Source organism: Pseudomonas sp., from assembly GCF_049653025.1.
GTDB lineage: Bacteria > Pseudomonadota > Gammaproteobacteria > Pseudomonadales > Pseudomonadaceae > Aquipseudomonas.
The window spans coordinates 16690-35583 of sequence record NZ_JBASFM010000005.1 but is presented as its reverse complement, the minus strand read 5'-3'; the positions used below and the strand labels follow the sequence as shown (position 1 = coordinate 35583).

14 protein-coding genes, 4 pseudogenes and 1 riboswitch are annotated in these 18894 nt (G+C 63.2%); of the genes and pseudogenes, 7 read left to right on the top strand and 11 right to left on the bottom strand.

Features of this window, described 5'->3' with window-relative positions:
• Nucleotides 1–42: 42 nt before the first annotated feature.
• The gene (locus WBK23_RS02085) at nt 43–1449 is read right to left on the bottom strand and encodes an adenosylmethionine--8-amino-7-oxononanoate transaminase (RefSeq protein ID WP_424482333.1); all 1407 of its coding nucleotides are present in this window, start codon (nt 1447–1449) and stop codon (nt 43–45) included.
• A 305-nt stretch (nt 1450–1754) separates the two neighbouring features.
• Between WBK23_RS02085 and WBK23_RS02080 the strand changes: the two genes are divergently transcribed.
• Both WBK23_RS02080 and WBK23_RS02075 read left to right on the top strand, forming a co-directional pair.
• Nucleotides 1755–2300 carry a cytochrome b gene (locus WBK23_RS02080; RefSeq protein ID WP_424482332.1) on the top strand — a complete coding sequence of 182 codons (546 nt, stop codon included), beginning with the start codon at nt 1755–1757 and terminating at the stop codon, nt 2298–2300.
• A gap of 60 nt (nt 2301–2360) precedes the next feature.
• Nucleotides 2361–2939, top strand: coding sequence for a YceI family protein (locus WBK23_RS02075; protein ID WP_424482331.1), 579 nt, complete (start codon nt 2361–2363; stop codon nt 2937–2939).
• A gap of 102 nt (nt 2940–3041) precedes the next feature.
• On the opposite strand, the gene WBK23_RS02070 is transcribed toward WBK23_RS02075, so the two are convergent.
• The 4 genes from WBK23_RS02070 to ahcY form a co-directional block, all read right to left on the bottom strand.
• Nucleotides 3042–4928 (bottom strand): DEAD/DEAH box helicase, encoded by a 1887-nt coding sequence (locus WBK23_RS02070; protein ID WP_424482330.1) that lies wholly within the window; start codon nt 4926–4928, stop codon nt 3042–3044.
• A gap of 231 nt (nt 4929–5159) precedes the next feature.
• Entirely contained in the window at nt 5160–6533 is a 1374-nt protein-coding gene (gene ppnN / locus WBK23_RS02065; protein WP_424482329.1) for a nucleotide 5'-monophosphate nucleosidase PpnN, read from the bottom strand.
• A gap of 214 nt (nt 6534–6747) precedes the next feature.
• Nucleotides 6748–7593, bottom strand: a complete 846-nt coding sequence (gene metF / locus WBK23_RS02060) for a methylenetetrahydrofolate reductase [NAD(P)H] (protein ID WP_424482328.1) — start codon at nt 7591–7593, stop codon at nt 6748–6750.
• 86 nt (nt 7594–7679) lie between these two features.
• Nucleotides 7680–9074, bottom strand: coding sequence for an adenosylhomocysteinase (gene ahcY / locus WBK23_RS02055; protein ID WP_424482327.1), 1395 nt, complete (start codon nt 9072–9074; stop codon nt 7680–7682).
• A 22-nt stretch (nt 9075–9096) separates the two neighbouring features.
• A riboswitch (S-adenosyl-L-homocysteine riboswitch) is annotated at nt 9097–9247 on the bottom strand.
• 191 nt (nt 9248–9438) lie between these two features.
• Here ahcY and WBK23_RS02050 point away from each other — a divergent pair.
• Both WBK23_RS02050 and WBK23_RS02045 read left to right on the top strand, forming a co-directional pair.
• Nucleotides 9439–9825: an MAPEG family protein gene (locus WBK23_RS02050; RefSeq protein WP_424482326.1), complete on the top strand. Its 387-nt coding sequence runs from the start codon at nt 9439–9441 to the stop codon at nt 9823–9825.
• A 91-nt stretch (nt 9826–9916) separates the two neighbouring features.
• Nucleotides 9917–10366 carry a c-type cytochrome gene (locus WBK23_RS02045; protein WP_424482325.1) on the top strand — a complete coding sequence of 150 codons (450 nt, stop codon included), beginning with the start codon at nt 9917–9919 and terminating at the stop codon, nt 10364–10366.
• Between the two features lie 6 nt (nt 10367–10372).
• Here WBK23_RS02045 and ligB read toward each other — a convergent pair whose 3' ends face one another.
• Complete coding sequence (ligB, locus tag WBK23_RS02040; RefSeq protein WP_424482324.1) at nt 10373–12046, bottom strand: NAD-dependent DNA ligase LigB; 1674 nt, start codon at nt 12044–12046, stop codon at nt 10373–10375.
• A gap of 165 nt (nt 12047–12211) precedes the next feature.
• Here ligB and WBK23_RS02035 point away from each other — a divergent pair, with 165 nt between their 5' ends.
• Together WBK23_RS02035 and WBK23_RS02030 are read left to right on the top strand one after the other, a co-directional pair.
• Nucleotides 12212–13045: a hypothetical protein gene (locus tag WBK23_RS02035; RefSeq protein WP_424482323.1), complete on the top strand. Its 834-nt coding sequence runs from the start codon at nt 12212–12214 to the stop codon at nt 13043–13045.
• Nucleotides 13046–13176: 131 nt separating this feature from the next.
• Nucleotides 13177–13558: pseudogene (locus WBK23_RS02030) on the top strand (MAPEG family protein).
• Between the two features lie 79 nt (nt 13559–13637).
• Here the strand turns inward: WBK23_RS02030 and WBK23_RS02025 are convergent.
• The gene (locus WBK23_RS02025) at nt 13638–14828 is read right to left on the bottom strand and encodes a murein transglycosylase A (protein ID WP_424482322.1); all 1191 of its coding nucleotides are present in this window, start codon (nt 14826–14828) and stop codon (nt 13638–13640) included.
• 128 nt (nt 14829–14956) lie between these two features.
• Between WBK23_RS02025 and WBK23_RS02020 the strand changes: the two are divergent.
• Nucleotides 14957–15405: pseudogene (locus tag WBK23_RS02020) on the top strand (c-type cytochrome).
• A 66-nt stretch (nt 15406–15471) separates the two neighbouring features.
• Here the strand turns inward: WBK23_RS02020 and WBK23_RS02015 are convergent.
• From WBK23_RS02015 to WBK23_RS02000, 4 genes and pseudogenes are all read right to left on the bottom strand, one after another.
• Nucleotides 15472–15753 (bottom strand): annotated as a pseudogene (locus tag WBK23_RS02015) (DUF1090 family protein).
• 99 nt (nt 15754–15852) lie between these two features.
• Nucleotides 15853–16401 (bottom strand): annotated as a pseudogene (locus WBK23_RS02010) (NAD-dependent DNA ligase LigB); the annotation flags it as partial.
• Between the two features lie 147 nt (nt 16402–16548).
• Nucleotides 16549–17739 (bottom strand): methionine adenosyltransferase, encoded by a 1191-nt coding sequence (gene metK / locus WBK23_RS02005; RefSeq protein WP_424482321.1) that lies wholly within the window; start codon nt 17737–17739, stop codon nt 16549–16551.
• 11 nt (nt 17740–17750) lie between these two features.
• A complete protein-coding gene (locus WBK23_RS02000; protein WP_424482320.1) occupies nt 17751–18767 on the bottom strand; it encodes an ArsR/SmtB family transcription factor in 1017 nt (338 codons plus the stop codon).
• Nucleotides 18768–18894 lie beyond the last annotated feature (127 nt).

The window sequence follows — 18894 nt, the reverse complement described above, 5'->3', positions numbered from 1 at the left end:
ACGCCTCAGCCGTGCTGCATACAGCCGGCTGAGGGTGAACGCTTAGCCGGGATCACGAAAACCCGGGTAGTTGGCATTGCCTTGCGTCACGCTGATCGAGGTGCGGGTGGCGATATCGATGCCTTCGCTGGCGACTTCGGCGAGGAAATCAATCTGCTCCTCGGTGATCACATAGGGCGGCAGCAAATACACCACGCTGCCCAGTGGGCGCAGCAGCGCTCCCCGCTCCAGGGCGTGCTGGTATACCTTGAGGCCGCGGCGTTCCTGCCAGGGGTAGGCGGTTTTGCTGGCCTTGTCCTGCACCATTTCGATGGCCAGGGCCATGCCGGTCTGGCGCACTTCGGCAACGTGCGGATGATCGGCCAGGTGCGCGGTGGCGCTGGCCATCCGCGCGGCCAGGGCCTTGTTGGCCTCGATCACATTGTCCTGCTCGAAGATATCCAGGGTCGCAAGGGCGGCCGCGCAGGCCAGTGGGTTACCGGTATAGCTGTGCGAATGCAGGAAGGCGCGCAGGGTCGAGTAGTCGTCGTAGAACGCCTCATACACCTCGTTGGTGGTCAGGCAGGCGGCCAGCGGCAGATAGCCGCCGGTCAGGGCTTTCGACAGGCAGAGGAAGTCCGGGCGGATGCCGGCCTGCTCACAGGCGAACATCGTCCCGGTACGGCCGAAGCCGACGGCAATCTCATCAAGGATCAGGTGCACGCCATAACGGTCGCAGGCCTCGCGCAGCAGCGTCAGGTAGATCGGGTGGTACATGCGCATACCACCCGCGCCCTGGATCAGCGGTTCAACGATGACCGCCGCCACCTCATGGCCGTGCTCGGCCAGGGTTTGCTCCATATGAACGAACATCAGGCGCGAGTGTTCTTCCCAGCTCACCCCCTCGGGGCGGAAGTAGCAGTCCGGGCTCGGCACTTTGATCGTGTCGAGCAGCAGCGCCTTGTAGGTGTCGGTGAACAGTCCCACGTCGCCGACTGACATCGCCGCGATGGTTTCACCGTGGTAGCTGTTGCTCAGGGTGACAAAGCGCTTCTTCGTCGGTTTGCCGACGTTGAGCCAGTAGTGAAAGCTCATCTTCAACGCGACTTCGATGCAGGAGGAACCGTTGTCGGCGTAGAACACCCGGTCCAGGCCGGCCGGGGTCAGTTTGACCAGGCGCTCGGACAATTCGATCACCGGCTGATGGCTGAAGCCGGCGAGGATCACATGCTCCAGCTGGTCGACCTGATCCTTGATGCGCTGATTGATCCGTGGGTTGGCGTGGCCGAACACGTTGACCCACCAGGAGCTGACGGCATCGAGGTAGCGTTTGCCGTCGAAGTCTTCGAGCCATACGCCTTCACCGCGCTTGATCGGCACCAGCGGCAGCTGCTCGTGGTCCTTCATCTGCGTGCAGGGGTGCCACAGCACCTTCAGGTCACGCTGCATCCACTGGTCATTCAGGCTCATCGCTCTACTCATCCCTCGGCTCGCAATCATCTGCGCCAAGCCTATCAGAAGCACTGTGGTGGATGGACGGCACAACCGCGTGCGATTACCCGGGTCGCCCGCTGATCCGCTCTATCGTGCCGCCTGTAGCCTGGCCGCTGAACTTTGCCGAGTGCCGCTAGACTAATCCGCCTGTGCAAAAGGATTGGGCGACGCATCGTATTTCCCGATATTTCAAAGCGAAAATTTCCGCTTTTTATCGATAGGTTTGTTGCTAGTCTTGCCCCATCCCGTGGTTCAGTCCTTATTTTTACGGAACGCTCGCAATGCAATGGCGCAACTCATCCTCCCGTTACGGCCTGGTCAGCATCCTCTTGCATTGGCTGGTGGCAGTGGTGGTTTTCGGCCTGTTTGGCCTGGGTTACTGGATGGTCGGGCTGGACTACTACAGCAGCTGGAACAAGACCGCGCCGGACCTGCACAAGAGCATCGGCCTGCTGCTGTTTGCCGTGATGCTTGGGCGAGTGCTGTGGCGCTGGCTTAGCCCGCCGCCGGCGAGTTTGCCCAACCACGGGCGCATGACCCGGCTGGCCAGCAAGCTGGGCCATGGCTTTCTGTACCTGGGCCTGTTTGTGCTGATGATTTCCGGCTACCTGATTTCCACCGCCGATGGCCGTGGCATCGAAGTGTTTGGCCTGTTTGCAGTGCCGGCGAGCCTGACCAGTATTCCCGATCAGGAAGACCTCGCCGGGCTGGTGCATGAATACCTGGCGTGGGCGCTGGTGATCTTCGCCGGTATCCATGCCCTGGCTGCGTTGAAACACCACTTTATTGATCGTGACCGTACGCTGACGCGGATGTTCGGTCGCTAGTTCTGCTTGTTGTTTCCGGGGCTGGAATGGCCCCATCCCACACTCACAAGGAGCATACCCATGTTGAAGAAAACCCTCGTAGCCCTGGCACTGGGTGGCGCATTGATTGGCGCTGGTCAGGCCATGGCTGCCGATTACGCCATCGACAAGCAAGGCCAGCACGCCTTCGTCAATTTCAAGATCAGCCACCTGGGTTACAGCTGGCTGTACGGCACATTCAAGGATTTTGACGGCAGCTTCAGCTTCGACGCTGCTAAGCCGCAGGACAGCAAGGTCAACGTGACGCTGAACACCACCAGCGTCGACACCAACCATGCCGAGCGCGACAAGCACATCCGCAGCGATGACTTCCTCAATGTCGGCGAGCACCCGACCGCGACCTTCGCCTCGACCTCGGTGAAATCCACTGGCGCAGGCACTGCCGATATCACCGGCAACCTGACCCTCAATGGCGTGACCAAGCCGGTGGTGATTGCGGCCAAGTTTATCGGCGAAGGCAAGGATCCATGGGGCGGCTACCGCGCCGGTTTCGAAGGCAGCACCACGCTGAAGCTGAAAGACTTCGACATCAGCAAAGACCTGGGTCCAGCCTCGGAAAGCGTCGAGCTGATCATCTCGGTTGAAGGCGTACGCCAGTAGGATGGGTTGAGCGCAGCGATACCCATGCCGATGGCCTGAGTCGCGCTCTGCACCAACAAAAACGCCGCCCATTGGGCGGCGTTTTTGTATACGGCTAGCGGACTATGACTCTTCGCGGTTGCGCGTCAGCAGGGCCGGCTTTTCGCCGCGCGGACGTGCACTCGCCAGTTCGTCGAGCTGCTCCGGCGTTGGGAAGCGATCCAGGCGCGAGCCCTTGTGCACGATCACCGGTTGCTTGTCGCGCGGGCTTTTCACGGCCGCTTCCTGGCGTGGCAGCTCGTCGCGGTTCAGCGAGGTGGTGCGGGTGTCGCGCGGCGGACGTGCACGGCCGGAGCCATTACGGCCCTGGCCGCCTTGGCCGCCAGAACCTGCGCCCTGACGACGACCTTGTGCACCCGCGCCGCCAGTGCTTGCGCCACCGCCATTGCTGCGTGGTGGTTTAGCTGGGCGAGCACCCTGGCCAACGCCATTGCTGGCGCTCGGGCCGCTTGCTGCTGCAGGCGCACCGGGCCGACGGCCACGGTTCTGCTGCTTGTTCTGGTTCGGGCTTACATAGTCGGCACGGTTGCCGAAATTATCGATTTCATCGTCGCGGAACTCGTCCGGCGCGCGATCCGGAGGCAAGGCAGGCACTGCCGGCGCGGCGGCGCGCCCCGAAGACGAGCTGCGCGGCTGTTGGCTGCGACCGCCCTGCGGCTTGGCAGCGCGGCTGTGTTCTTTACCGCTGTCCTTGCCCTTGTCCTTGCGGCCACCGCCGTGGCGTTCGCCTTCTGGCTTGGCACCGCGCGGTTGACGTGGCTTCTGCGGCTCACGCACTTCCGGGCGCTCGGCCTCGACGGTGCTGGCATCGAAGCCGAGCAGATCGCCGTCCGGGATCTTCTGCTTGGTCATGCGCTCGATGCCCTTGAGCAGCTTCTCTTCATCCGGCGCGACCAGCGAGATCGCTTCGCCGCTACGGCCAGCACGGCCGGTACGGCCGATACGGTGAACGTAGTCTTCTTCGACGTTGGGCAGCTCGAAGTTGACCACGTGCGGCAGTTGGTCGATATCCAGGCCGCGGGCGGCGATATCGGTGGCGACCAGGATGCGAACCTGGCCCGCTTTAAAGTCAGCCAGGGCCTTGGTGCGAGCGTTCTGGCTCTTGTTGCCGTGAATCGCTACAGCTGGCAGGCCGTGCTTGTCGAGGTACTCAGCCAGGCGGTTGGCGCCGTGCTTGGTGCGGGTGAACACCAGCACCTGTTCCCAGGCGCCGGCGGTGATCAGGTGAGCGAGCAGGGCGCGCTTGTGGCTGGCCTGCAGGCGGAACACACGCTGTTCGATGCGCTCGACCGTGGTGTTCGGCGGCGTGACTTCGATGCGTTCCGGGTTGTGCAGCAGCTTGCCGGCCAGGTCGGTGATGTCCTTCGAGAAGGTCGCCGAGAACAGCAGGTTCTGACGCTTCGCCGGGAGCTTGGCGAGGACCTTTTTCACGTCATGGATAAAGCCCATGTCGAGCATGCGGTCGGCTTCGTCGAGAACGAGGATTTCCACGTGCGACAGGTCGATGGCGCGCTGGTTGGCCAGGTCGAGTAGGCGGCCGGGGCAGGCCACCAGTACGTCGACGCCTTTGGCCAAGGCTTGGATCTGCGGGTTGATACCCACGCCGCCGAAGATGCAGGCGCTGACGAATTTCAAATCACGGGCATACAGCTTGAAGCTGTCGTGCACCTGGGCGGCCAGTTCGCGGGTGGGGGTCAACACCAGCACGCGCGGTTGTTTCGGGCCATGGCGTTGTTCACGGTCCGGGTGACCGTTGGGGAACAACCGCTCAAGGATTGGCAGGGCAAAGCCGCCTGTCTTACCTGTACCCGTCTGGGCCGCCACCATCAGGTCGCGACCTTGCAACGCGGCGGGGATGGCCCGCTGTTGCACCGGAGTGGGTTGGGTGTAGCCGGCGGATTCGACCGCACGGACTAGAGCCTCGGAGAGACCGAGGGAGGCAAAGGACATGTGTAATCCTGTCTAGTGAGGGCGTCGCCCTATGGGGTGTATTGCCTGGCTTGAATCGCGGCACTGGGGCGCGCAATCCCGTCCGGTACTACTGGCCTCTGGGGGCTAGCATCCGGGCGCAAGCCTGGCGGGAAGGCCCGAGTATAACAGAGCCGCTAGTCTGTGCGAGCGTCCGCCTGCTCGGTGGTCGCCGCGCCGTTGCCAGGTGGCTAACGGCGCGGGTTGCACGGGTCAGGTGACCAGCTTGTAGCAGGGTACGTAGGCGCTGTTGCCCGGCAGTTTCATCCGGTGCTGGTCGACGAATGCCTGCAGCAGCTGATCCAGCGGCTGCATGATGTCCTGGTCGCCGGTGATCTCGTAGGGGCCGTGCTCCTCGATCAGACGGATGCCCTTGTCCTTGACGTTACCGGCGACAATCCCGGAGAACGCCCGGCGCAGGTTGGCTGCCAGCTCGTGCACCGGTTGCTGGCGGGTCAGCTTGAGGCTGGCCATGTTGGCGTGGGTCGGCTCGAAGGGGTGCTGGAAGCTCTCGTCGATCTTCAGCAGCCAGTTGAAGTGGAAGGCATCGTTGTGTTCGCGGCGGAACTGTTTGACCGCCTTGATCCCTTCCGCCATCTCCCGCGCGACCTGGCTCGGGTCATTGATGATGACCTTGCAGCGCTGCTGCGCGGCCTCGCCCAGAGTGGTGCCGATAAACTCGCAGAGCTGCTGAAAGTAGTGGGTCGAGCTTTTCGGCCCGGTCATGATCAGCGGGAACGGCACGTGCTGGTTGTCCGGGTGCAGGAGGATGCCGAGCAGGTACAGCAGTTCTTCGGCGGTGCCGGCACCGCCGGGGAAGATGATGATGCCGTGGCCGACGCGAACGAAGGCTTCCAGGCGCTTTTCGATATCCGGCAGGATCACCAGCTCATTGACGATCGGGTTCGGCGCTTCGGCGGCGATGATCCCTGGCTCGGTCAGCCCCAGGTAACGGCCGCTGTGATTGCGCTGTTTGGCATGGGAGATGGTCGCGCCTTTCATCGGCCCTTTCATCACGCCGGGGCCGCAGCCGGTGCAGATGTCCAGGCCGCGCAGGCCCAGTTCATGGCCGACGGTCTTGGTGTATTTGTATTCTTCGGTGCTGATCGAATGGCCGCCCCAGCACACCACGATCTTCGGTTCCACGCCGGCGCGCAAGGTGCGGGCGTTGCGCAGCAGGTGGAAGACGTAATCGGTGATGCCCTGCGAGCTGCCGAAATCGATGCGCTGGTTTTCCAGCTCGCTCTGCGTGTAGACGATGTCGCGCAGGGCGCTGAACAGCATCTCGCGGGTGCTGGCGATCATTTCGCCGTCGACAAAGGCATCGGCGGGGGCGTTAAACAGCTCCAGGCGAATGCCGCGATCCTGCTGCAGGATGCGAATTTCGAAGTCCGGGTAGGCTTCCAGAATGGTCTTGGCGTTATCGCTGTGCGAGCCGGTGTTGAGGATCGCCAGGGCGCACTGGCGGAACAGTGCATAGACGCTGCCGGAGCCGGTTTCACGCAGCTGCTGAACTTCGCGCTGGGACAGGGTTTCCAGGCTGCCTTTGGGGGTGACGGAGGCATTGGTCTTTTTTCGTGCGGCCATTACGACGCTCCATGGGGGGTAAGACTGCGCAAGCCGTACATGGCCATGCGCTGGCTGAAGTATGCGCGAAGCGGGCAGGCTTGGCCTGTGCGTTGGCGCGGCAGTCCGTTGCAGAAGTTTAGGTCGCTGCGTCGGCAGTGGTGGGTTGGAGCAGGGTGGGAAACCTGCGTCGCGGCCCCTGGTGCGGGGCGCGACGGCGGCTGCGTGGCTGGATTCAGCGCGGCAGCTTGAGGTTGTTCCAGATCGCCAGGCTCGGTTCGGCCTGGTTCATGCTGTAGAAGTGCAAACCCGGGGCACCGCCTTGCAGCAGGCGTTCGCACATTTCAGTGATGACCTGCTCGCCATACGCCTGGATGCTGTCGGTATCGTCACCGTAAGCTTCCAGTTGCTTGCGCACCCAGCGTGGAATCTCCGCGCCGCAGGCATCGGAGAAACGCGCCAGCTTGCTGTAGTTGGTGATCGGCATGATGCCCGGCACCACCGGAATATCCACGCCCAGCTTGCGCACGCGCTCGACGAAGTAGAAGTAGCAGTCGGCGTTGAAGAAGTACTGGGTGATCGCGCTGTCGGCGCCGGCCTTGGCCTTGCGTACGAAGTTGGCGATATCGTCTTCGAAGTTGCGCGCCTGCGGGTGCATCTCCGGGTAGGCAGCGACTTCGATATGGAAGTGGTCGCCGGTTTCTTCGCGGATGAACTCGACCAGTTCATTGGCGTAACGCAGTTCGCCGCTGGCCATGCCCATGCCGGACGGCAGGTCACCGCGCAGGGCGACGATGCGCTTAATCCCGGCGTTCTGGTACAGGTTGAGCAACTCGCGCAGTTCGGCCTTGGAATCTCCGACGCAGGACAGGTGCGGCGCAGTGCTCACACCAACATCGTTATTCAGCTGCAGCACGGTGTTCAGCGTGCGGTCGCGGGTGGAGCCACCGGCACCGTAGGTGCAGGAGAAGAAATCGGGGTTGTAGCCGGCCAGTTGGCGCGCCACATTCATCAGTTTTTCGTGCCCGGCTTCGGTCTTGGTGGGGAAGAACTCGAAGCTGTAACGGCGTTCTTGAGACATAAGGACATTCCGTAGGGTGGGTCAGCCGCAGGCTAACCCACCAGGGTTCTTGATGGGTCGGCCGCGCGGCCAACCCACCCTACGCATCAGTAGCGATAAGCGTGTGGCTTGAACGGGCCTTCCTGCGGCACACCGATGTACTCGGCTTGCTTCGGGGTCAGCTGAGTCACCACGCCGCCGAAGCCACGGACCATTTCCAGGGCCACTTCTTCGTCGAGCTTCTTCGGCAGCACTTCCACGGTCAGGCGCTCGGCCTTCTGCGCTGGGCTCAGGTCGGCGTACTTCTGGCCGAACAGGAATATCTGCGCCAGCACCTGGTTGGCGAACGAACCGTCCATGATCCGGCTTGGGTGGCCCGTGGCGTTGCCCAGGTTCACCAGGCGGCCTTCGGCCAGCAGGATCAGGTAGTCGTCGTTCTGCGCGTCGAACGCGCCAGCGCCGGTGCGGTGGATCTTGTGCACCTGCGGCTTCACTTCTTCCCACGCCCAGTTCTTGCGCATGAAAGCGGTGTCGATTTCGTTGTCGAAGTGACCGATGTTGCAGACCACGGCGCGCTTTTTCAGAGCCTTGAGCATGTTGGCGTCGCAGACGTTGACGTTACCGGTGGTGGTGACGATCAGGTCGATCTTGCCCAGCAGCAGGGTGTCGATGCTGGCGGCAGTGCCATCGTTGATGCCATCGATAAACGGCGAGACAACCTCAAAACCGTCCATGCAGGCCTGCATGGCGCAGATCGGGTCGACTTCGGTGACCTTGACGATCATGCCTTCCTGACGCAGCGACTGTGCCGAGCCCTTGCCCACGTCGCCGTAGCCGATAACCAGCGCTTGCTTGCCGGACAGCAGGTGGTCGGTGCCGCGCTTGATCGCGTCGTTGAGGCTGTGACGGCAGCCGTATTTGTTGTCGTTCTTGCTCTTGGTTACCGAGTCATTGACGTTGATGGCCGGGATCTTCAGTTCGCCCTTGGCCAGCATGTCCAGCAGGCGGTGCACGCCGGTGGTGGTCTCTTCGGTCACGCCGTGGATGCGCGCGAGCATCTGCGGGTATTTCTTGTGCAGGATCTCGGTCAGGTCGCCGCCGTCGTCGAGGATCATGTTGGCGTCCCACGGCTGGCCATCTTTCAGAATGGTCTGCTCGATGCACCACTCGTACTCTTCTTCGGTCTCACCCTTCCAGGCGAATACCGGGATGCCGGCGGCGGCGATAGCGGCAGCGGCCTGATCCTGGGTGGAGAAGATGTTGCACGACGACCAGCGTACTTCGGCACCCAGGGCGGTCAGGGTTTCGATCAGCACGGCAGTCTGGATGGTCATGTGGATGCAGCCGATGATTTTTGCGCCCTTGAGCGGCTGCTCGCCGGCGTATTTGCGGCGCAGACCCATCAGGGCGGGCATTTCGGATTCGGCGATGATGGTTTCGCGGCGGCCCCAGGCAGCCAGGGACATGTCGGCGACTTTGTAATCGTTAAAAGCGGCGCTCATAAAAAGCTCTCCATTCGTTGTCTGCGAATGGGCGCCGTTGATGCGTATGGTTAACGCCCCATCCGAGCCTGACAGGCGGAAGTCTGGTTTGAATGCGCCCGATTGCATTGCTGGAATGCTGGGCTTTGGGATTCAAAACAGATTTACCGCTTGCTGCAGCGCCCCTCGGACAGGTGGCGGGAGCGACTGGAGCTGTGCCGGTCGCGTGAAGCTGGCGAAGTATAGCCAGCCTGGCGCATAAGCCCAAGGCTTTCTGTCGGGCGAATTGGCTGTTGCGCCGTGGGTTCTGGCCAGTTCAGTCATGGTCTTTGCACTGCGCCTGAGGCAGGCTGCAAGCCTCACTATCCCTGCCTCTGGAGCTGCTATGACGATTGCTTACTGGTGTGTGTTGATTGCCCTGTTTCTGCCTTACTTGTCGACCGCCACGGCCAAGGCCGTCAGCGGTGGTTTCAGCCCCAAGCATAACTATGACCCGCGCGCGTTTCTGAATGGCCTGAGCGGCGTCGGCCGGCGCGCCAACAATGCCCAGCTCAACAGCTTCGAAGTCACCCCGGCGTTTTCCGCCGCGGTGATCATCGCCCACCTGGCCGGCGGTGCCGAGCAGGCGCTGCTCGATCAACTGGCCATGGCCTTTGTCGCCAGCCGCATCCTCTACTTCATCTGCTACCTGGCCGACTGGGCTGCAGTGCGTTCGCTGGTGTGGGGTGTTGGTATGGGCCTGATTGTCAGCCTGTTTGTGGTTTCAGCCTGACGCTGCGGCAACACACCACGCTTGGCCGCTGGACAGCGGGTGGCGATACTGTCGCCCGTTGCATTCCCCTGTTGCTGGCGTTGAAGGTGTTATGAAGCTTAAAAGTCTGTCGCTGCTGGTTCTCGCTCTGGCCCTGAGCGCCTGTGGCGGGGTCGATCCCAATTCGCCGCAAGGCCAGCGGCAGACCATCTTCAAGCAGATGCTCAAGGTCAGCGAAGACCTCGGCGGCATGTTGCGCGGGCGGGTGGCTTTCAAGGAGCAGCGCTTTGTGCAAGGTGCAGCCGAGCTCGATCAGCTGACGCGCACGCCGTGGCAGCACTTTCCGCAGGTCAAGGAAGAGGGTGGTGAAAGCCGCGCCAAGGATGAGGTATGGCAGCGCCAGGCGCGTTTCCAGGAACTGGCACGCGCGATGGAGGCCAGTACTGCGGCACTGGTGACCGCCACCGTCGCGCGGCCGTTACAGGCCGAGGCGCTGAGCGCGCCGATGCAGCGTGTCGAGGACAGCTGCAAGGCCTGTCACGAGGAGTTCCGCGCGTTCTAACTGCTTTCAGAAACCGGCGATCTGTGCCGTGCGCAGTTGTTCGCGCAGGGCTTGTACCTCCGGGTGTTGAAAGAACGCCTGAAGTTGCGCGGCCCGCTGCGGGCCTACACCAGAGTTGCGTTGCCAGTCTGCCGCGCTGCGTTGCGCCAGTTGTTCCCAGTTGGCATCGCGTGGCAGCGCCTCGTCGGCGGGGATGCCGAGGGCGCGTAGCCAGTCATGCAGCGGCCGTTGGCGGGCCAGGGCGAAACTCTGTTGCAGGTTGCTGGCGCTGCGCGGGCCTAGGCCGGGAATGGCGCTGAGCTGTTCCGTCGACAGGTCCAGCCAGTCGAGCAGGCTGTCGAGTTGCCGTGCTTGCACCAGCTTCTCCCAAGTCCCCGGGCCCACGCCGGGCAAGGCCAGGCCCTGCTTGCCACTGAGCCAGGCCAGGCGCGCGCGGAACTGGCTGGCGCAGGGCGGGGTGGCGCGCCAGCAGCTCAGGGCATTGAAGGCACTGGCGTCGGGCACTTGCAGTTCGACGCGTTGCTGGGTGCGCCAGAGCACGCTGTCCAGGCTGGGGATGGTCAGCCCGGAGAGGCGGATCACTACCTGGTCGCCGGGGCGGATATCCAGGGCCTGCCAGCGTTGCAGCGAGCCGGCGCTGACATATTCGACGCGTCGATCATCCAGTTTTACCGGCTGCACGCGCAGCACTGGGGTGATGCGGCCGCTGCGGCCAATCCGGAAATCCACCGCCTGCACCACGGCCAGCGCCTGGCTGACCGGATATTTCCAGGCGACCGCCCAGTGCGGCGGTTCGGCTTGCCAGCGTGCGGCAGCCGGGCGCTGGCCCTGGCGCAGCACCACGCCATCGCTGGCAAACGGTAAGGCGCTGCGGTACCAGTGTTCGCGCCAATGCGTAGCGGCGCTCAGGTCGGTAATTGCTTGAGTGAAGCCCAGGCTGTCGCTGAAACCCAATTCATCCAGGCGTTGCAGGCGCTGTGGCATCTGCGCCGGGCCGTCGGGCCAGTCCCAGACAAACAGGCCGATGCCGGCTGCGCTGTCGGCGTCGAGCGCCTTGCGCGCCATCAGCCCGGCGACCTTGCTGCGTGCGCCCTGGCTGCCGGCCTGGCTCTGTATATGGGCGGGTCGCCGCCAGTACAGCTCGCCTTGCAGGGTCAGGTTCTCTGGGCTGGGCAGCTGTGCGGGAATGGCCGGCAGGCGACGGGCATTGGCCGTCCAGTCCTGACCGTTGCGACCATCGCCGCGGCTGATCACCTGCTGCAGCTGGCCGTCGCGGTAGACCAGGCTGACGGCTACGCCATCGACCTTGGGTTGAATCCACAGGTCTGTACGGTTGTCGATCCAGGCACGCACGGCGCTGCTGTCCGCCAGTTTGCGTAGCCCGGTGTGTGCGGTTGGGTGTGCCAGGTGGCCGGCGCTGCTGGCCAGCGGGTTGCTCGTTGGTGGTGCGGCGCTGGGGAAGCAGGCACGCCAGCGTTGCAGGTTGGCGCTGGCTTGGTCGTAGAGCTCATCGGCGACCAGCGCTTCGCCCTGGCGGTGATAGGCGTCGTCCCATTTGGCGAGCTGCTTGGCCAGGGCGGCCATTTCTGTGCTGGCGCGCTGCGTGGACCAGTCGGGGCAGGGGACCGCCCAGGCATCGATGGCCAGGGCGGTAAGCAAAAGAGCGGTCGCGGCGTGCATGCTGAGCGTCCTTGCTCGGGAGCGGTTTATCCAGCGTAGCAGCTATGCTTGATGGGTCAGTCCTGACCTTTGCTTGGGGGGGTAGCGGTTATGGCAATGGGTTTACCTCTGCTGCGGTGGTTTGGATGCTGTCTGCTTGTCGCCGGCCTTGCGCCGTTTGACGTGGTGGCCGCGGCTGATGATGAGGCGGCGCAGTGGCGGTTTGTCCACAACGCGCCGGAGACCGCCGACGACCAGCGCTACGACTATCACTGGCGCGTATTGCGTGCGGCCCTGGAGGTTACCCGGGGCAAGTACGGCGATTATCGGCTGGAGCCCGGCGAGCCCATGAGCGAGAAGCTGCAGGTGATCGAGATGCAGCGGCCGCAAGGCGGGCTCAATACCCTGGTGCTGGACGCCACGCTGGCCCTGGAGGAGGCCTTGCAGCCGGTAAAGATCCCCATCGACAAGGGCTTGCTCGGTTTTCGCGTGTTCCTCATCCAGGCCGAGGATCAGCCGCGCTTTGCCGATGTGCAGTCGCTTGAGCAGTTGCGCCAGTTCCGTTTTGGCCAGCAGCGTGAATGGTCCGATGTGGCGGTGTATCAAGCGGCCGGGCTGCCAGTGATCAGCGGTAGCAGCTATGAGGGGTTGTTTCATATGCTGATGCTGCGGCGCTTCGACGCCTTTGGTCGCGGGGTGACCGAGGTGGGTGGAGAGTTGGCGCATTGGCGCAAGAAATACCCGCAGATGGCCATCGAGGACGGATTGCTGCTGTATTACCCGTTGCCGGTGTACTTCTGGTTTCCGCGCACCGACGAAGGCAGCCGCCATGCGCAGCGGGTCGAGGCGGGCATGCTCGCGCTGATTGCCGACGGCACGCTCGATCGCTTGTTTACCGAGGAGTATGGCGAAGTGATCCAGCGGTTTAACCTGCATAAGCGCCGCATGCTGCGGATTGCCAATCCTGGCCTGCCGCCAGGGCAGCCCTTCGACAATAAGGCCTATTGGTTCGTGCCGTAGTGCAGTGAGCCCACCATTAAAACAGCCATAAAAAACCCGCCGTAGCGGGTTTTTTATGGCCTGCCATCCCTGGTGGCCACCCTTCGGGTCGTCGCTGTGCGACGTTAAAAATGGCTCCCGGCCATTTTTTATTGCAGCTGATTTGGGCTTACAGGCCGGCGGCGGCTCTTAGCCTGCGCACCGGTGTGGCCAAGTTCAGCGGTGGCAAGTTCGGCGCGCGGCAGAACCATGACCCCGCGGGCCTTTCTGGAAACCCTGGATGGTTTTGCCAAGCGCGCCCATTCGGCGCAGCTCAACAGTTTTGAAGTGCCCCCGGCGTTTGCCGCAGCGGTGCTCATTGCCCGTGTGGCAGGCAACGCCGAATTGGTGACCATCAACGTCCTGGCGGTGCTGTTTATCACCAGTCGCCTGCTTTACATCATTTGCTGCCTGGCGGACTGGGCGATCCTGCGCTCGTTGGTGTGGGCGGTCGGTATGGCGCTGATTGCCAGCTTCTTCTTCGTCTCGATTTAACGCCTGCCCTGGTTAGGGCCGGCTTCCAAGCGAAGGCGGTCTTGCGAGCGCTATCGCCGGCGAGCCGGTTCCTACGGGGTCAGGGTTTATCGGTGACTTCCGGGGCCTTGGGCAGCGCTGCACCCTTGGGCCAGAGCATCCAGATCTGGCCTTGCTGCTTCATGTCGCCGGCCAGCTGCCCGGCAGCGTCGCCGGTGCCCCAGAACAGGTCCGCGCGTACTTCCCCGGTGATCGCGCCGCCGGTGTCCTGGGCGGCAACCGGGCGTACCAGGCTGCTGCCGTCGGGCCGGGTGGTGGACAGCCACAGCAGGCTGCCCAGGGGGATGACCTTGCGATCCACTGCCACGCTGTAACCAGCGGTCAGCGGGACGTTGAGCGAGCCGCGGGGGCCTTCGTTGCTGTCGGGGTTGCGGTTGAAAAAGACGTAGCTCGGGTTGCTGCCCAGCAGCTCGGGAATCCGCTCCGGATGGGCCTTGGCCCAGGCGGCGATGGTGCCCATGGTCACTTCTTCCTTGGTCAGCTCTCCCTGCTCCACTAGCCAGCGGCCGATGGGCCGGTACGGATGGCCGTTCTGGTCGGCATAGCCAATGCGCAGTTGGCGGCCGTCGGCCAGTTGGATCCGCCCCGAGCCCTGGATCTGCAGGAATTGCAGGTCCATGGGGTCGGTCAGCCAGGCAATGATCGGGGCCTTGACCCCGTTGTTCTCGATGGTTGCGGCGTCGTCATAGGGTTTCAGTACGCGGCCTTCCAGGCGCCCGCGCAGGCGCTTGCCCTTGAGCTCCGGATAGAGCCTGTCGAGGGCGACGATGATCATGTCATCCGGCACGCCATAGACCGGCACATTGGCCACCTTGGTCTGCTTCAGGCTGCCCGGGTAGACCGGCTCGTAGTAGCCGGTGATCAAGCCGTTGCTGTTGCCGTCGGCCGAGCGCAGGCCATAGACCTGCAACTGATCCTTCAGGAACCCGCGTACCGCGTCCGCGGTTTGCGGCACGTTGGCCGCTGCGGCGCAGGTGGCGCCCCAGATCGGATCGGCTTTCAGCCGAGTGCAGGCGCTGCGCCAGGAACCGAAACCCGCCAGCAGGTCATTGTCGGCAACGCTGGGCAGGCTGTCCCAGGACGCGCTGGTGTAAGTGGCCATGGCGTGGGGCTTGGGAGGCTCGGGTGCTGGCTGGGGTTTGCTGTTGTCCCCGCCATCACAGCCGGCCAGCAGGGCGACGAAGGGCAAGCTCCAGCCGAGGCGGTGCCAGCTCATGAAACTCAGGTGCATCGAGTTGTTCCTTTGGAGGTGGCCCGTGTGCTTGGCGCGCGCAGACTACCCATATTATTGATAGGGCTATTGGTCTTTGCCGGGTAGGCGGGGATACTGGCCGCCGTTTTCCGTGAGCTGAAGCCACCATGGCTTTTAAACGATGTGCTGTGGTATTGCTGGCCTGCCTGACGCTGACCGCTTGTGGCAGCGTGGACCCGAACGCGCCCCTGGGGCAACGCAAGGCGATCTTCAAACAAATGCTCAAGACCGGTGAAGACCTGGGCGGCATGTTGCGTGGGCGTATCGCCTTCGATGGCCCGCTTTTCGCCGAAGGTGCGGTCAAGCTCGACAGCTTGTCCCATGAACCCTGGAAGCACGTTCTCGAGGTCAAGGAAGAAGATCACACCAGCGCCACGGACGATGTTTGGCGCAAGCAGGCGCGTTTCCAGGAATTGGCCCGTAACCTTGAGGCCGCCCCGGCGCGTTGGTTGTCGCCAGCCGAGTACATCCCCTGAAGGCCGCTGACCTGGAGCTTTCGGTGCAGAAGGTCGAAGACGCGTGCAGTGCTTGCCATAAAGAGTTTCGCGACCACTGATTCACTGTCTGTGGCGCCCATTTCTGGCCGGGGCACGGCCATCGACAGGGCTCCATTGCCAAGGGTTCACTTGTCCGGCTCGTCCAGCGCTTGCTGCAGCTCCTTGCGTGACTCGGCGAGCTTGTCCTTGCGCTTGTTGATCTTCTCGGAATCGCCTTTTTTCATGGCCTTTTCCAGTCCCGCCTGTTGTTCGCTGTTGCCATGGGTCTTGGCCTGTTCGGTCTGGGTGCTGATGGCCTAGCGCTTGGCGGCGCAGCCGGTCAGCCCGGGCGTTTCCTCGGCGGCCATCAAGGGGGTTGCCATCAGGCTGAAAAGGCTGAGAAGAGCGAGCGGTGCAAGACGTTTCATAAAGGCTCCGAAGGAAAACGGTCGCTGTCAGCTGTGCCTGCGAATGGGCTTTTTGAACCGATTCTCCGCCTGTGGTTCAACACAGCGTAGATAGAAAGATCACTCAAAACCGTCGATGCCGGCGGCACGTAATTCTGCACTCAAGGCCAGCACCTGCGGGTCACGAAAAAAGCACTCAATTGGGTGGCCCGTCCGTGGCCGATCCCTGCTTCGGCTTGTCACTGTTCGGTGTTTTTGCTCGCCAGCCTCTGCCAGGGGCCCGCCAGATTGGCGTTGCCGCTGGGCCCGTAACCAGCGTTCGAACGGTTGCCGTCTGGCGTTGTGCAGGCTGTTGAGCAGGCGCGCACTGCTGCGTTCACCGAAGCCGGCAATGTTAGCAAGCTCCGTGGCTTCAAGGGGCAGCCAATCGAGCAAACCTTTGATTCGTCCTGTTTCAACCAGGGGCTGCCAGGTCTGGCGACTGATATTGGGCATGTTCAGGGCCTTGGGGCCACTGAGCCAGGTCAGCCGAGCGAGAAATTGGCGCTGGCAACCGGGTACGGGTTGCCAGCAGCTCAATAGATGAAAGGCCGCAGGGCCGGGGGCGTTGATGGGCGGTCTAACCTTGGTCTTGAGCACCAGGCGTTCCAGGCGCGGAATGGTCAGACCGCCGCTTGTTTGCAGGGGGGCGGGCTGGTCGCTGACTCGTCTGTGTTGGCGTCGGGGCGTGGATTCGGGGTGCAGAGGGCTGGAGAGTGAAACCTTCGGCCACAAAAAAGCCCCGCCGGACCAGCCGAGCGGGGCTTTGGGTGTTGCTTAGAAACCGGCGGCGGCGCGCAGGTCGGCGACCTTGTCGGTCTTTTCCCAGGTGAAGGTAGTGAAGCTGTCGTCGCCGACCGTCTTCTGCTGCGGGGTGCGGCCGAAGTGGCCGTAGGCCGCGGTTTCCTGGTACATCGGGTGCAGCAGGTCGAGCATCTTGGTGATGGCGTACGGACGCAGGTCGAACACCTCGCGCACCAGCTTGATGATCTTGTCTTCGGCGATCTTGTGGGTGCCGAAGGTGTTGATCGAGATCGAGGTTGGCTGGGCCACGCCGATGGCGTAGGACACCTGGATCTCGCAGCGTTCGGCCAGGCCAGCGGCGACGATGTTCTTGGCCACGTAGCGGCCGGCGTAGGCAGCCGAACGGTCAACCTTGGATGGGTCCTTGCCGGAGAACGCGCCACCGCCGTGACGGGCCATGCCGCCGTAGGAGTCGACGATGATCTTGCGCCCGGTGAGGCCACAGTCGCCCACCGGGCCACCGATCACGAAGTTGCCGGTCGGGTTGATGTGGTACTGGGTGTCCTTGTGCAGCAGTTCGGCCGGCAGGGCGTGCTTGATGATCAGCTCCATCACCGCTTCGCGCAGGTCGGCCAGCGAGACTTCCGGGTTGTGCTGGGTCGACAGCACCACGGCGTCGATGCCGACCACCTTGCCGTTTTCGTACTGGCAGGTGACCTGGCTCTTGGCGTCTGGGCGCAGCCATGGCAGCAGGCCGGACTTGCGTACTTCGGCCTGACGCTGCACCAGCTGGTGGGAGAAGGTGATCGGTGCCGGCATCAGTACGTCGGTTTCGTTGCTGGCGTAGCCGAACATCAGGCCCTGGTCGCCGGCACCCTGGTCTTCCGGCTTGGCGCGGTCGACGCCCTGGTTGATGTCCGGGGACTGCTTGCCAATGATGTTCATCACGCCGCAGGTGGCACCGTCGAAGCCGACGTCGGAGCTGGTGTAGCCGATGTCACAGATGACGTCGCGAACGATCTGCTCCAGGTCGACCCAGGCGCTGGTGGTGACTTCGCCGGCAACGATGGCCACGCCGGTCTTGACCAGGGTTTCCACGGCCACGCGGGCGTGTTTGTCCTGGGCGATGATGGCGTCGAGGACGGCATCGGAAATCTGGTCGGCGATCTTGTCCGGATGGCCTTCGGACACGGACTCAGAGGTAAACAGTGAATATTCGCTCATCGATAGCTTTCCTATTGTTGGCCGGTAACTGGGGCCCGCAGGCCGATAGTGGCTGAAGGCTTGGCAAAGTGCCGAACCTGAATCTGGAAGCCGTTGCGCAGGCCCACGTAGAGGCTTTCACACGGGGTGAGTTCGGCGGCGCTGGCCCAGCGGGCCAGGTCGTCTTGTTCGAAGCCGAGCCAGAGGTCACCGCAGGCTTCGCGCGCCCAGCTCTGGTTATGGCTGCACAGTTCGGTGATCAACAGGCTGCCGCCGGGCTTGAGGCGCTGGGCCAGCTGCTTGAGGGCCTCGGCCGGGGCGGCAAAATGGTGCAGCACCATATTCAGTACCACGCAGTCGGCGGCCGGGTAGTCGTCATGCAGGGCGTCGGCCAGCTGTAGGGCCACATTACCCAGGCCGTCCTGCGCGCAGCGCATGCGCGCCAGTTCGAGCATGGCCGAGCTGTTGTCCAGCGCTGTGACCTGAGCGAAGCGGCGCGCCAGTTCGGGCAAGAAGCCGCCGTCGCCAGGGCCGATTTCCAGGGCCGTGGCCGTGGCGGCAAAATCCAGGGAGTCGAGCAGGGCCAGCACGCTGTCGCGGTATTGCGGCAGGCCGGCGATCAGGTCCTGCTGGGCCTGAAAGCTCGCCGCCGTGCGGGCGAAGAACTCCTGGCTGGCGGCGGCGCGCTGGCTATGTACCTCGGCAATCCGCCCTTGCACCTCGGCGGGCAGTTGCAAGCCGTCGACTTCCTCAAGCAGCGCATTGTGCAGGCGGCTGCCCAGTTGCTCACTCTGCGCCAGGGCGCGGCGGTAGAAAATCGCATTGCCTTCGCGGCGTGTCGCCACCAGTCCGGCTTGCGCTAAGACCTTGAGGTGATGGCTGATGCCCGACTGGCCGGTGGCGAAGATCTGCGCCAGTTCCAGTACGCCGAACGAGTCGTTGGCCAGCGCGCGCAGGATATTCAGGCGCAGTGAATCGCCGCTGGCCTTGCACAGGGCAGCAAGGGCATCGACCGGCTCGAACGCTAGGTGGGCGGCGCGCATATTCATAGGCTGGGCAGTCTAGTCGGTCATTTTTCATCCAGCAATACCAATATCAAAAAGTTTTGATATTGGTATTGCTGGGCGCTAAAGCCAGAAAAGCGCGGGCTTACGACTATCTGTCATTGCCCCGACC